This is a genomic window from Paenibacillus sp. GYB003, from assembly GCF_036577625.1.
Lineage (GTDB): Bacteria > Bacillota > Bacilli > Paenibacillales > NBRC-103111 > Paenibacillus_AB.
The window spans coordinates 1-13,751 of sequence record NZ_JARBDC010000018.1; the positions used below are offsets into that span (position 1 = coordinate 1).

A 13,751-nucleotide genomic window follows, 5' to 3' on the forward strand; every position below is an offset into this window, starting at 1 on the left:
CGGATTGCCGTGCATCGCGTCGTAAATGTACAGCACCGCCCCGCCGGGGTAGCCGAAGACGCATTCCACACCTTCCAGCAGCAGGCTGCGAAGCAAGATTTCCGATCCCGTTACCCGGTCCGGCTTCAATAAACGTTCGCGATCGATCGTTTCCATGCGGTTTATAGCCCCTTTCGGTCCCATGTTATCCGTAACGATAACATGGCGCGGGGTTACCGGGTATTACCCAAAGGTTGACATCGACCGTATCCTTTGTGATAGAAACGCGGAACCGTTAACGGGCCCGGGTCAACTTAACAAGCTCCTTAATTCCGCCGTCATTCGTTCGACCAACTCCGGTCGGCCGTGGAACTGAGCCGGCGTATTTTGGAACAGCCGGATTCGCCAATCGCCTGCGTTTTTGGCGACGACAAGGGTTTGATGCGCGTTCGCCGCGGGATTGAGATCCGATTGCCCGCGCGGAACCATGCCTGCGATCGCTCGCAGCATCGCCGCCTCCGAACCTAGCGGCCGCACGGTTTTGACCTTGCTCACAAATCGGGCGGTAGGATGATCCCGGAAAATCGGATCGAGGTGCGAGAAAATGTCGTCCGGTCCGATCGCCTGACTTCCGTCAAACCCGATCAGCTCCCCTTCCTCCGCGAATAACTCGGCCATTCCGCGAGCGTTCCGATCGTTCCATGCGGTTAACAGCTGCCGGTAGAGCGCTTCAACTTCATTCGAACCATTCATCGATCATTCCTCCTGATACGTATTCCAAAGTCGCACGATCCGTCAGTGCCCCCATTATAGCATGCATGGGCCGGGGATCGTTTCTCGGAAATTGCGATTTTGGAAAATACCGCCGGGAATGTTCATCCGTTCCGCTTCCAAGCCTCCAAATTCAGCTCGTTGTTTAGGGCAGCGGCGGCAAAGGCGCCCATGGAGGCTGCGGCAATGGCCCAATTCCGTCGCGACGCCGCATCCCCGGCGCTGTAGACGCCCGGAACGTTCGTTTTCCCCAAATCGTCGACGACGACCATTCCGTCTTCCGTCATGCGGCATCCGATCGTCCGCGGCAAGTCCGAGCCCGTAACCAGCTCCGGCTTGAAAAAGATCCCCCTGCAAGGAATCGTCGTCCCGTCTTCGAGGACGACTTGCCGCACGATCCCGTCGTCCGAGTCGATCGACCTTATCGGCGACTCGAATACGGGGACGCCGTGCCGGCGAAGCTCCTCGCGCTGCGCGTCCGTCAGCTCGTCGGGGCCGTTCGTGCAAACGGCAAAGCGGTTCGTCCATCCGGATATCAGCGGAGCGAAGTGCATAAGATCCGCCCCCTTGACAATAAGAACAAGCGGCTGATCCCTTAATTCCCAGCCGTCGCAATACGGGCAAACGAAGGCGCTTTTCCCGTACGCCTCCGCCAGTCCCGGAATTTGCAGCGGGCGATCCTTCAATCCGACGGCAAACAGCAGCTTTTTGCTTGCAAAGACGGTTCCTCGCTCGGTCGCAATTTGAAAACGACCGTCCGCGCCCGCAACCGACACGGCCGTATCCGCCACGAAGGAGACGGACGGATAGGCGCCGATCTGTTCCATCGCGATTCGCCGAAATTCGCTTGGGCTGATCCCGTCGCGGGTAAGAAATCCGTGGGCCTCCCGGGTCACCGCGTTGCGGGGACGGCCTTCGTCGATCACCGCCACCCGTTTCCTCGCCCGCCCCAGTACGAGAGCGGCATTTAAACCCGCCGGGCCTCCGCCGATAATCGCCACATCGAGAACTTGGTTTTCCATGTATTCAATCACCTCCATGGACCTTTAATGTCCATAATTAAAGTGCAAGAAGCGTATCACTTCTTGTTTGCGGCATGGCCGCGCTCTTTCGCCGCCGCGTCCAGCACCGTCTGGATCGTATGCTCCCGCAAATATTGATACAGATGCTGTTCGGCGCCGTCCATCACCCTTTTAACCAAACATTCGCTCTCGCCTTGACGCTCCCGCTCCCGAGTCCGTTCCCCGGCTCCCTCTTCGGCCAGCAGCCGGTGCTGCCGCGAATTCAAATTCGAGCATTCGAACAGCTGCTGCCTGCCTTCGATCACGTGGATCACGTCAAGAAACGTAATCTGCGCGGCCGGTCGCGCCAGCTCGTAGCCGCCGTTCACTCCCGGCACGGCGCGTACGATTCCGTCCTGCCTCAGCTTGGACATGATTTTCGACAAGTAGCTTTCCGAAACGCCGAGCGTCGCGGACAATTCCTTGATTCCGATGTTGTGGCGAAGCTCCGAATGAGCCAAATGAAGCAGGGCGTGCAAAGCGTAATCGGTGCTTTTGGAAAACTGAATGTCGGATTCTCCTTCCCGAAGGATTGTTTTAATTATGGATCCACGATGTCCATTATATACGCTGCCGCCGCACTTTGCAACGCAGCAATGGAGAAACAATCGGGACCCTCCGGATTTGATCCCGCGAAACCGCGCCCGAAGCGGAGGCGAACGCGCGACGCCGAAGCGCGGCGGCCGACCGTATCGGCTGCGCTCGTGCGATGCAAAAGGAACATGGGGCGGGGCCCCATGTTCCGCGCATGCCGCCTTATTTGATGCCGGCTTCGTCCAAATATTGAAGCCACTGCTTCTTGTACTCCGCCTGGATTTTGTCCAGGCCGGCCGCCTTCGCTTTTTCCATGAACAGCTTCAAGCCCGCCTCCACGTCGTCGACCAGCCCCATTTCGAGCGGCGCGAGATATTGCTTCGACACTTGCTCGAGCGCGGCCCGCTCGGCCTGGTAAGCCGTATAGTCCTCGGCGAACCCGGAATAAATGTCCGGCTTGGCGATTTTGTCCAGCTGGGCGAAAATTTCTTTGACCCCGTCATAGCCTTTGTCGAACAGCATATATTCCGGATTGCGCCACGACCAGCCGTTCATCGCCTCGCGCGGGAACCCGTTCGATTTGCTGTCGCCGATCATTTGGTAATACCCGTTTTCGATCTTGTAGTTGACGCCTTCGATGCCGTATTCGGTGAGCCGGTTGTACTCTTTGTCGGTCACGAGCTTTTCGTAAAACGCGATCGCCCGCTCCGGATTCGGACTGCTCTTCGGAATGGCGAAGCCGTTGCCGATCGGCGTCACCGGCGTGGCGTACCCTTTGATGAACGGGAACGGCGAGTAAGCGAGCTTCCAGTCCGGATGCGCCGCCTGCGTCTTCGTATTCATATCGTTGAACATCGACGGATTGTGCGAGAACAGCGCCGCGGATTTGCCGTTGATGACCAGGTTGTTGCCGAGCTCTTTTTCGTTCAGCACGTTTTTCGACCAGAAGCCTTTGTCCGCCCATCTTTTCGCTACTTTCAACCCTTCCAGATGCTCCGGCGATCCCCAATACGCCGTCATCTCGCGGGGCTTGGCGTAAGGGGCCGTCATCCCGTACGGGAACGATCCGGCCGGATCGACGGTCAGCTCCATATAGTTGCGCATATTGAAGCCGGACGCGAGCGGGAACAAATCCGGAACGTTTTTCTTGATGCCGTCCAAATACGCTTCGAACGTGGCGATCGATTCCGGTTTGGGCAAATTGAGCTTTTGTCGCAAATCTTCCCGGTAGATGAAGCCGCCGGTCGTATATTCCTTGTACGTCGAAGGCACCGTATAAATTTTGCCGTCGATCTTGGCCGTGTTCCACATGTCCTGCGGCACGAACCCGTGCAATTTCGGCGCGTACTTGGGCAGCAGCTCGTCCAGCGGCAGGAACGCCCCCTTCTTCGCGTACTGCTGATAGCCGAACCAGTTCGCCGTATAGATCAGATCGATCGGCTGCCCCGACGTGAGCAGCAGCTTGTACTTCGTCGAATTGTCGGTCCACGAAATGTAATTGAACTTCACCGTCGCGTTCAAATCTTTCAAGGCGAGCTCGTTGATTTTCGCTTCGATCACCGGCAAATCTTTCGGCGGATCCCCCAGCATGTAAAATTGCAGTTCCACCCGTTTGGAAAAGTCCGGCCCTTTGCCCGAGCCCGCCGTATTCGCGTTCGGAGCGGCGTCCTGCGTTTTGCCGGTGCATCCGGCAAACAGCGCGACCGCGAGCGCCGAAACGACGAACCGCGCAAATGGGCGCATCGTCTTTCTGTTCATGTGAAGCCTCCCTCTGTCTCTACAAGTTTATCATACTATGTCAGCCGGGCGGGCGGCGGATCGCGCGCCGCGCCGGGTCTAACCTTTAACCGCGCCGATGGTGAGCCCTTTGACGAAATACCGCTGCACGAACGGATAAAGCAGCAGGATCGGCCCCGTGACGATGAGCGACATCGCCAGCTTCGTCGATTCCATCGGAATGTCGGCCGACAGCGTAACCCCGGAGCTTACCCCCAGATCGGCCAGAAACGACATCGTATTGATAATGTTGTACAAGTAAAACTGGAGCTCGTATTTGTTCGGATCGTTGATGAACAGCGACGACAAAAACCAGCTGTTCCAATACCCGAGCGCCATGAACAGCCCGACCGTGGCGATGCCCGGCATGGCGAGCGGAACGACGATCCGGTAATAAATTTTAAAATCATTCGCGCCGTCGATTTTGGCCGATTCGATCACCTCGTCGGGAATCGTCGACTGAATGAAGCTTCGCATCAAAATGATCAGAAACGGCGAAGCCAGGCTGGGAAAAATGAGCGCCGCGTACGTGTTCGTCAAATGCAGGTACGAGGTCATCATGATGTACCAGGGCACGAGCCCCCCGCTGAACAGCGTCGTGAAATAAATGTAGAACATCGCTTTGTTGCGGTATTTGAAGTCTTTTCGCTGCAGGACGTAGCCGGCCATCGTCGTCATGAACAGCCCGATCGACGTGCCGACGACCGTCACGAACGTCGTTACGCCGTACGCTTTCAATATCGGCCCGGGCGAAGCGAAAATCGTCTTGTACGCCTCCAGCGAAAACTGTTTCGGGATGAGCCGGTACCCGTCCCGGACGATCGATTCGTTCGGCGTCAAAGACCCCGACAAGATGAGCAAAAACGGGAACAGACAGACGAGCGCGGCGGCCGCGACGACCGTATAGGCGAATACGCTGAAGGCGACGGATTTTTCCGAAGCTCTCACGTTCATGGTCGAACCTCCTTTCGCATTAGAACAAGGCGTAATCCTCGTTGATTTTTTTGATGATGTAGTTGACGGTCACGATCAGAATGAAGCCGAATGCGGACTGGTACAGCCCGGCCGCGGTCGCCATGCCGATGTCGAACGTTTCTTTCAGCGACCGGAACACGTACGTATCGATTATGTCGGTGCTGCCGAACAGCAGGCCGTTGTTGCCGATCAGCTGGTAAAACAAATCGAACTGCCCTTTCATGATGCCGCCGAGCGAGAACAGCAGCAGAAGCACGAACGTCGGCTTCAGCATCGGCACGGTAATGTGCCAGATTCTCTGCAGCAGCGTGGCTCCGTCGATGCGGGCCGCCTCGTAATACTCGTCGCTGATGCCCGTTATGGACGCCAAATAAATGATCATGCTGTAGCCGATATGCTTCCACAGGTAAAACACGACGAGCAAAATGACCCATACCCACGGCGCGCCGTAAAAGTTGAACGGCTCCATGCCGAGCGACTTCAGAAGCGTGTTCGCGAAGCCGGTCTCGTAGTTGAACATGTTGTACGAGATGGCGCTCAGCAGCACGAACGAGACGAAATAGGGCAAAAACAAAAGCGACTGCGCCGTTTTTTTGAACAGCTTCCCGTGAATTTCGCTCAGCAGCACCGCCAGAACGATCGCCAGCACGTTTTTGAGCACGATAAACGCCAGGTTGTAGCCGACCGTGTTCAGCGTAAGCTCCGCCAGCTTTCCGGATTTCCACAAAAATTTGAAATTGTCCAGCCCGACGAACGGGCTTCCGAACAGCCCCCCGTGAAAATCGAAGCTCGTAAACGCAAAGTAAATGCCGACCATCGGGACGTACGAATTGACGAAAAAAAACAAAATCGTCGGCAGCAGCATCAAAACCATCAGCTTGTTTTTGTTCAGCTCACTCCAAAACCCTCGCTTCGACACAAACCTTGTCCTCCCCGGCTGTAACTGGGATGAACCGGACCGGCAGCCGCCGGAATCGAAATCCGCGCCTCCGCCGATCTTTTCGCCCATCCGTTCCCCATCGTACGGGAAGCCGGCCGGCAAAATAAACTCCACATTGCGTCATACAAGTGAAGGTTTTCGCCGAATCGGCGCCTGCCGCGGAGTGAACAATTCGCACTTTCGTGCGTTCTGTCTACTTTTTCGCCCGTTCTATGGCGCCGCGGCGGCTTGTAGGCTATACTTTCTTGGAATGCGTGCCCTTCGAGCCGGCCCGCTCCCGGAATCGGAAATTTGGCGAAAGGATGAGCAAACGTTTGAACCCGAGAGAGAACCGGAATTTGTACAAACATATATTGATCAGCCTGGTCGTCAGCATCGTGCTTACGCTGCTCATCACGTCCGCGCTGCTCATCATGAATTTCGAGAGCATCGCCATCCGGCAAGTATCCCGGTCCGATTTGAATTCCTTGAAGCAGGCGAGCCGGGAAGCGGCGAAAATGACGGATACGGCGAAAACGCTGTCGTTTCAAATTTACGGCGACTTGACGATCTCCAAGCTGATCTTTTTTCCGAAGCCGGACATTTACGACGTCACGCTGGCGATGCAGCAGTTGAACAACTACCGGCTGTCCATGCCGTTTATCGAATCGATTTACGTGTACAACGCGAGCTCCGGCATGTACTACATCAGCTCGAACACGTTCCGGAACGGGAGCCAGACGGAGCAGGAATTGGACGACCGGGGAATCGTGGACATTTTGCATAACCTCAAGGAATACCGTCCGTATGTTCCGATCCCGAGGACGTATACGATCGGGGACGGGAAGCAGGTAAGCAGCTACTCCTATTTGTCGTACGATATGCTGGAGAAAAACGCGAGCGCGGCCGTCGTCGTCAATATCGCCGAATCGTGGGTCAATCAGGATTTCGGAAAAGCGCCCGCCGGCTCCGGCGCCAATACGTTCGTCATGAACGAACGGGGCGTTTTGCATTCGCGCAGCGGCGGCGATCCGATGCTGACCGATTACTCGGGCAAAGGCTATATTCGGAAAATTTTGGACAACCGCGCCGCCTCCGACTATTTCGTCGATACGGTCGACGGCGTCAAGTCGCTCGTCTCCTACACCGCTCCGGATTCGCTCGGCTGGATGTACGTCCGGACGACGCCGTATACGGAAATTACGCGCGAGATTGCGGGCATGCGAACGAAGACGGTCTACGTCAGCCTGTCGGTGCTGCTGCTCGGCCTGCTGCTGTCCGTCGCCGCCACCCGCAAATTGTACGGTCCGATCGACAAAGTGCTGATGCGGCTCAAGACGCTCGAAGCCGAGCGCAGAAACAACCGGTACATCGTCAAGCAGCACTTTTTGCGCGATATCGTGCTGCGCCGGGAAACGTACGGCCCGGAGGCGCTCCAGCGCAAGCTGACCGAATTCGGCTCGCCGCTCCGCGTCGATCACCATGCGCGGATCGTTCTGCTCCGGCTGGACCGGTTCGCGGAGTGCGTCGACCGGTACCGGGACGATATCAAGCTGATCAAATACGCGATCACGAACATCTGCGAGGAAATCGGCTCCGCCTCGTTTCACGCTGAAGGCGTCGATCTCGGCGACGACCGCATGCTGCTGCTGCTCGCAAGCGGCGATGCGCGGCGCCTCTCGGATCGCGCCGCTTTGACGGGCATGCTCCGCTCGATGCAGGAAGCGGTACGGCATCATCTCAAAGTATCCGTTTCCGTTACCGCAAGCCCGATCGGACCGTCCGTCGATCAATGCGTGCTGCTGTACAACGAGGTCAAGGAGGCTTCGCTGCACCGGCTGTTCTACGGGCACGGCTGCCTGCTGTGGTCGGAGGACGTCATGAGTCTGAAGCAGAAGGACTACGCGTTTCCGGTTCAACGGGAGAGGCAGCTCGTCGACTGCCTCATGACGGGCAAGAGCGACGAGGCCAAAACGATCTACGAGGAAATGGTGCGCGCCACGGCGGAATATCCGTACAATGTCGTCCAGCTGACGATTTCCCATCTGACGTTCACCGTCATCAACGTGCTGAATACGATTCGGAAAAATAACGGCATCGTCGTCGAAGCCGATTTCGACGCCGCGCTCGCCTCGCTGAACCAGGTGGAGGTGATCGAGGAGATTACGTCCCAGTTTTTCGGCATTTTCGACCGGTTGAGCAAGCGGCTGGAGGAGAAACGAAGCTCGAAGCAGGACGATTTGGTGAAGCGGATCAACGAAATTATCGAGCGGGACTACGCGAACCCGAACCTTTGCCTGAATTCGATCGCGGACGAGCTCGACATGTCGCCGATCTATATAAGCCGTTTGTATAAGCAGCTGACGTTTTTCGCCCTGTCGGACGTCATCCAGGAAGTGCGCATGGCCAAATCGAAGCAGCTGCTGCTCGAGTCCGACTATTCGGTGGCGGATATCGCCAAACGTACCGGATTTACGAACAGCTCGTACTTTTACCGCATGTTCAAAAAAAGCAACGGCGTCACCCCGAGCGATTTCCGCAAACGGGCGCCGCGCACCGAGACGATCTGAGCCGCGGACAACAGGCATATGCGAAAACCCTTATCGGCCGCGATAAGGGTTTTCCGGTTTCGGCTTCATGCGGCGGCCGCTTCGCGAAAATTATGCTGGACCGTCGCGCGCCGCAGCGATTACTATGGAAAGTACAATTCCGTTGGATGCCTATCGGCGCAATCGCGCCGGTTACGGTCTTAGCCATGAGAAAGGAGCTTGCTTGCCCATGGAACGCGCCTCGGACATTCAACCTTCCTTCGCCACGCTCGGCGAACGGATCGAACGGCTCCGCGAAGACGAATTCGTCGGACGTTCGTTCGAGCTGCGATTTTTCGAAGACTATTTGACGCATTTGCCGGAGCGGATCGAGCGGATCGTGAACGTGCACGGAACGGGCGGCATGGGCAAAACGGTGCTGCTCGAACGGTTTCGCGCCATCGCCGCGGCGCGCGGCGCGCTTTACGTGCATATCGATCTGCGCGGCGTGCAGGGCGGGTCCGGGCAAATCGCGGCGATCGCGCTCGACCAAATCCGGCGGCTCGCGGATCCGGGTTCGGGCGCGGATGCGGACGATGCGGGTGCCGAAGCGCTCGCGGAGCGGTGCGCGGACGCGCTGGGCCAGCTCGCCGCCGCGCGCAAAGTCGTGCTCGCCTTCGACCATTACGAGGAGATCGGCAGCCTGGACGATTGGCTGCGGGAGACGTTTTTGCCGCGGCTTCACGCGAATATATTGGTCGTCATCGCCGGCCGGTTCCCGCTCGAAGGCCCGTGGCGGCTGTCGCCGGCATGGCGGAAGCTGACGGTGGCGCTGCCCGTGTCCGAATGGAGCTACGACGACGCCATGGCTTACTTGACGCACTGCGGCGTTGCCGACGAAACGGCGCGCGACCTGCTGTGGATTCGGACGCTCGGCCATCCGCTGTCGCTGGTGATGGCCGCCTCGGCCTATGCCGAGGGTCGTCCCGCCGCTGTCGGCGCTGCCGCTCCGGCGCCGGAGTGGCCGGGCGCCGGCTTTGAGGAGCTCGTGCGCCGCTGGCTGGACGAGGCGAAGGACGACGAGCTGCGCGAGCTGGTCATGGCCGCGTCGGTTACGCGCGCGTTTCATCCGGAGAGCTTGTCCGAGGTTACCGGACGCGGCGTATCGCCTTCGCTGTTCGACCGGCTCGTCCGGTTATCGTTCGTCGAGCGAAGCGCCGGCGGCTGGAGCATGCACGAGCTGGCCCGCGAGACGGTGCGCCGGTCGTTCCGCGAACGGTACCCGGACCGGTTCGCCGCTTACGCGGGGCGCGCGGTCGTGTCGCTGCGCGAGAAGATTGCGGCGGAGCTGCGGTGCGGACGCGACATATCCCGCGAGGCGGCCGAGCTGCTCGGCCTGGTCGGCAATCCGATTTTGCGGGCGCATTTCCGCCATTCGCGCGCTTCCCGCCATTACTGGGAAACCGTCGGCGAGCACAATGCGGACGACGCCGAAGCGTACATCCGGCGCCGGGCCGACACCGCCAAAGACTGCGTCGTCCGCTGCTCCGATCCGGAGACGGGCGAGCTGTTCCGCTTCCGGCTGACCGCGGGCGAAAGCCTGCTCCAGCTGAAGCACGTGAACGTTCGCGAGCTCGTCCGCCATGGAGGCGAACGCGCGCTTCGCCTGCTGCGCAGCCCCGAGGGCGAAGCGGCCGGCCTCGTCGCCCTGCTGCCGATCGGGCCGGACACGCTGCCTTATTTGAAGCGGGCTCCGCTGTCGCGCGCCTTTTTCGCCGCACAGCCCGGACATGCGCTGGGCTCGCTTTGCGAGGGCGGGAAGTTTTTGTACGCCGCCGACGTCATCGATCCGGAAAACGAGGAGCTGCGCTCGGACGTCGTCCGGCTGAAGCTGGCGCATATGCTGTCCGGCTCCGTCCTGATCGCTTCGCCGCCGCATCTGCCGTATTACGCCGAAGCGCATCGCAGCCTCGGGTTTGCGCCCGTCCCCGGGGCCGAGCATGCCGACTACGACGGCGTCACGCTGACCCCGACGTACCGGCTCGACACGCGCGGCGGCGAGATGGCCGCCTTTCTCGACCGTGTCACGGATTCGGCGTTTTCGCTCCCGGTCGCGGAGGAGCCGGGCGGCGGCGCGGATGGCGCGGGCCGCGGGGCGGCCGCTCCGGCGCTGACGCCGCGCGAAGCGGAGGTGGCCGAGCTGCTCGCGCTCGGGCATACGAACGCGGAAATCGCGGCGGCGCTTTATTTGAGCGTGGCCGCGGTCAAAAAGCACGTCAACTCGATGCTGCACAAGTACGGCCTGAAAAATCGCACCCAGCTCGCCAAAGCGCTGCCTGCGGGCAGCATCGGCGGCTCCGCGGGGCGGGAAGGGCCGGCGGAGTAAGCGAGTCGGCGAAGCAGGCGGTTACGCGTGGAGCCGCGGGCGGCCGGCGAAGCAGGCGATGACGCCGGAGCGGCGGGCGCCCGGCTTCCGCACGTCGATCGCGCCTCCGGGTACAGGCCGGCGAAGTACGCGCCGCGTACCGGCAGCCCCCTTTTCATCGGCCGACCGAAAAGGTACAATGCAAATGGAAACTAACGCGGACGGCCGAAGGCCGCCTTATTTTGAAAGGAGTCCGAACCGATATGCATTACGTCGCACTGCTCACCATCGTCGATGCCGAACTGAACGCCAAATTCCGCCCCGCCCATCTCGACTACCTCGACAAGCTGTTCAAGGAAAACAAAGTCGTCATGGCCGGACCGTTCGCCGATAAAAAAGGCGGCATGGTCATTTACCGCGCCGATTCCGCCGAGGAAGCGAAGGCGCTCGCCGAAGCCGACCCGGTCGTCGCCGAAGGCGCGCGGACGCTCGAGCTGCGCGAATGGAATCCGCTGCAGTTCCCGCTGTCGTAAGCGCAGCATGCGCACATCGTTAAGAACCGCCCTTCTCCCGGGCGGTTCCTTTTCGCGATTTACCGGGATTCCGGACGGTAACTTCGAAGCAGCCGTCTCCCCGCCGCTGCCGGGAGTCCGAACAAACAGTACCCCCGCTGCGCCTGCCTGGTTTTGCCAAGTTAAGAGTCTTTCGAGACTTCTAATTCGGCCAAAATGCCGCGAAAATCCGAAATAGAAGACGTTTGAGACCGCTATTTCGGGCGATATGCAGCCATACGGGCTAACAACAGCTTGATTGCCGAATATAAGAGTCTCGAACGTCCGCTACATTCAACGAATGTGTCCCTGCGCAGTGATACGTTCGCATTTGCAGCGTCAGACCCGTTCTTGCCGGTATGAGACGTCGCGCCACATGACTATTTAACGCAGCAAACCTTGTTGGACGTTAAATACCGCCGCGTCAAGACGTACGGCGTCTCGTTCTAGGCGGTTTGCGCTGCGGCTTGGCTTCCCGGCTTCCTTAGCTTCCTTAGCTTCCCAGCCTCTGTCTCGACCGCACAACTGCGCAGGTTACGACAGCGTCTCCCATTTGGCCCACAGCTCCCGGGGGTTCAGCTCGTAAATTTGGTTATCGCGGTACATATAGTGGTGCATGATGAACTCCCGGCGAATGGTCGCGAAATCGTCGTGGTATTGGCCGATAAACGCATTGATTTCTTTCTCCGTATAGCTGCGCCCCGGCTCGAGCCGCGAAACGAGATGCTCCAGCACGATCAGCTTTTTCTTCAGCTGCGCCGGGATATGCTTCAGCTTGCCGCCCTCGGTGAAAAAATTTTTCAGTACGGACTGCCGAAGCCGTTCGTGCGCCTGTTCCATGCCGCCCTCCTCCTCTCCTCCGCTTTTCTCGATCAGATCGGTCATGGCCGTGCTGTAGGCCCGCATAAAGTATCGATTTAGCGTGAAATAAATCGTATTTTTGTCGCGCCGCTCGCCGATCAAGCTCACTTCGCGCAGCTTGGCGGCATGATGCGTCACCGTAGCCGGCGAGATGCACAGCTTCTCCGCCAGCTCCAGCCCGCTCAGCTCGCCGCCCGCCAGCAGAACGAGCATGCGCACGCGGGTCGGGTCGGCGACCGCTTTATGGTAACGGACGATTTTATCCAACTGCATGCCGGTTTCCTCCTTCTGTCGGATCACTCCGATTTGCCATCTATCTAATTAGATAGTAATCGAATTAGATAGCATTGTCAATGTCAACGATCCATTGGCGCTATCCCGCATGAAATAACGGATCCGTTGTCCCGCCCATGTTTCGCTCGGCCAACTGTAAGGCCCACCGCAGCAACGACTCGACGCCCGCCCGAACGATCGACAGCGAGCACGCAATGCAGTACAGGCAGAGACGCTCGACTTCCCTGCACAACGATCGGAACGGAGCGGAGCGATCAAGTCTTTACGCGGCGCGCAACCTTTATTCGCTTTTTTTCCCATCGGTCCGGTGGTACGTTATACATACGACGCTTGCGAGGTGAGACCATGGATACCCGAAAATTCGGCGCTTACGTATCGAAGCTGCGCAAGCGGCACGATTACACGCAATCCCAGCTGGCCGACATGCTGAACGTGACGCGGCAGGCCGTCTCCAAATGGGAGATGGGCGACTCGCTCCCCGATATTTCGCTGCTGCCGCAGCTGGCCGGCATTTTTCACGTGACGATCGATCAAATTTTGAACTGCGGGGAGCGGCGCCGGGACGAAGACGACATGATGCGGCACATCCTGGAAGGCCGACCCGAGAAAGTGGCCGACATGTTGGGAGCCGGCGAGCTGAGCGCCGAATCCGTCGTCCATGCGGCTCCGTTGCTGAAGGCGAGCACGCTCGGCGTCATCGCCGAAGGACTTGCCAGGCACGGCATCGACATCCGGCATGTGGCGGAGCTCGCCGCGTATTTGAACGAGGCGGAACTGACCCGTCTGCTGAAGGCGGCGTCGCTGGAAAAGCTGGACGGCGCCTTGCTGGAAACGTTCGCGCCCTTCCTGGACGAAGAATCGAAAGAAATCGTATTTATGAAGCTGATCAACAAGGAGCTGGACGGCTCGCTGCTGGAGGCACTCGTCCCTTATCTGGATTCGTCCAAATACGGCTCGTTGATCGAGGCCGCCGTGCTGGAGGGCGAGTTCGACCCCGGCATCTTGCAGCGGCTGAAAAGGATGGGCTCGCGATGAACCGTTCGAAAACGCGATATGCCGAAGCCGCCGCTCGCGGCGGTGCCGGCGGTGCGGGCGGAGCCGACGCCGGCGCCGCGCCCGCCGGCGCCCCGCGCCCCG

Annotated in this window: 11 protein-coding genes; 4 read left to right on the forward strand and 7 right to left on the reverse strand. The window is 59.2% G+C overall.

The features are described 5' to 3' along the window. Positions 1–288 precede the first annotated feature (288 nt). The 6 genes from PV407_RS09035 to PV407_RS09060 all read right to left on the reverse strand — a co-directional run bounded on the left by PV407_RS09035 (position 289) and on the right by PV407_RS09060 (position 5,970). Positions 289–732 (reverse strand): SgcJ/EcaC family oxidoreductase, encoded by a 444-nt coding sequence (locus PV407_RS09035; RefSeq protein ID WP_332089593.1) that lies wholly within the window; start codon positions 730–732, stop codon positions 289–291. Between the two features lie 122 nt (positions 733–854). After that, positions 855–1,772: an NAD(P)/FAD-dependent oxidoreductase gene (locus tag PV407_RS09040; protein WP_332089594.1), complete on the reverse strand. Its 918-nt coding sequence runs from the start codon at positions 1,770–1,772 to the stop codon at positions 855–857. A gap of 56 nt (positions 1,773–1,828) precedes the next feature. Continuing rightward, on the reverse strand, positions 1,829–2,320 hold the full coding sequence (locus PV407_RS09045; RefSeq protein ID WP_332089602.1) for an Rrf2 family transcriptional regulator: 492 nt from the start codon (positions 2,318–2,320) through the stop codon (positions 1,829–1,831). Positions 2,321–2,567: 247 nt separating this feature from the next. Further along, positions 2,568–4,103, reverse strand: a complete 1,536-nt coding sequence (locus PV407_RS09050; protein ID WP_332089595.1) for an extracellular solute-binding protein — start codon at positions 4,101–4,103, stop codon at positions 2,568–2,570. A 78-nt stretch (positions 4,104–4,181) separates the two neighbouring features. Beyond that, positions 4,182–5,075 carry a carbohydrate ABC transporter permease gene (locus PV407_RS09055; protein WP_332089596.1) on the reverse strand — a complete coding sequence of 298 codons (894 nt, stop codon included), beginning with the start codon at positions 5,073–5,075 and terminating at the stop codon, positions 4,182–4,184. 19 nt (positions 5,076–5,094) lie between these two features. After that, positions 5,095–5,970, reverse strand: a complete 876-nt coding sequence (locus PV407_RS09060; RefSeq protein WP_332089603.1) for an ABC transporter permease — start codon at positions 5,968–5,970, stop codon at positions 5,095–5,097. Positions 5,971–6,350: 380 nt separating this feature from the next. Here PV407_RS09060 and PV407_RS09065 point away from each other — a divergent pair, with 380 nt between their 5' ends. The 3 genes from PV407_RS09065 to PV407_RS09075 all read left to right on the forward strand — a co-directional run bounded on the left by PV407_RS09065 (position 6,351) and on the right by PV407_RS09075 (position 11,441). Next, entirely contained in the window at positions 6,351–8,585 is a 2,235-nt protein-coding gene (locus tag PV407_RS09065; RefSeq protein WP_332089597.1) for an AraC family transcriptional regulator, read from the forward strand. Positions 8,586–8,793: 208 nt separating this feature from the next. Next, positions 8,794–10,929: a LuxR family transcriptional regulator gene (locus PV407_RS09070; protein WP_332089598.1), complete on the forward strand. Its 2,136-nt coding sequence runs from the start codon at positions 8,794–8,796 to the stop codon at positions 10,927–10,929. A 242-nt stretch (positions 10,930–11,171) separates the two neighbouring features. Further along, positions 11,172–11,441, forward strand: coding sequence for a YciI family protein (locus tag PV407_RS09075; RefSeq protein WP_332089599.1), 270 nt, complete (start codon positions 11,172–11,174; stop codon positions 11,439–11,441). A gap of 552 nt (positions 11,442–11,993) precedes the next feature. Here PV407_RS09075 and PV407_RS09080 read toward each other — a convergent pair. After that, entirely contained in the window at positions 11,994–12,593 is a 600-nt protein-coding gene (locus PV407_RS09080) for a DUF2087 domain-containing protein (RefSeq protein WP_332089600.1), read from the reverse strand. A 366-nt stretch (positions 12,594–12,959) separates the two neighbouring features. On the opposite strand from PV407_RS09080, the gene PV407_RS09085 reads away from it, so the two are divergent. Continuing rightward, on the forward strand, positions 12,960–13,649 hold the full coding sequence (locus PV407_RS09085) for a helix-turn-helix transcriptional regulator (RefSeq protein ID WP_332089601.1): 690 nt from the start codon (positions 12,960–12,962) through the stop codon (positions 13,647–13,649). Positions 13,650–13,751: the final 102 nt, after the last annotated feature.

Excerpts from the sequence above, each read along its gene's own strand:
- PV407_RS09035 (WP_332089593.1), bottom strand. The coding sequence starts at position 732 with ATGAATGGTTCGAATGAAGTTGAAGCGCTCTACCGGCAGCTGTTAACC.
- PV407_RS09040 (WP_332089594.1), bottom strand. The coding sequence starts at position 1,772 with ATGGAAAACCAAGTTCTCGATGTGGCGATTATCGGCGGAGGCCCGGCG.
- PV407_RS09050 (WP_332089595.1), bottom strand. The coding sequence starts at position 4,103 with ATGAACAGAAAGACGATGCGCCCATTTGCGCGGTTCGTCGTTTCGGCG.
- PV407_RS09055 (WP_332089596.1), bottom strand. The coding sequence starts at position 5,075 with ATGAACGTGAGAGCTTCGGAAAAATCCGTCGCCTTCAGCGTATTCGCC.
- PV407_RS09060 (WP_332089603.1), bottom strand. The coding sequence starts at position 5,970 with ATGGTTTTGATGCTGCTGCCGACGATTTTGTTTTTTTTCGTCAATTCG.
- PV407_RS09070 (WP_332089598.1), top strand. The coding sequence starts at position 8,794 with ATGGAACGCGCCTCGGACATTCAACCTTCCTTCGCCACGCTCGGCGAA.
- PV407_RS09075 (WP_332089599.1), top strand. The coding sequence starts at position 11,172 with ATGCATTACGTCGCACTGCTCACCATCGTCGATGCCGAACTGAACGCC.
- PV407_RS09080 (WP_332089600.1), bottom strand. The coding sequence starts at position 12,593 with ATGCAGTTGGATAAAATCGTCCGTTACCATAAAGCGGTCGCCGACCCG.
- PV407_RS09085 (WP_332089601.1), top strand. The coding sequence starts at position 12,960 with ATGGATACCCGAAAATTCGGCGCTTACGTATCGAAGCTGCGCAAGCGG.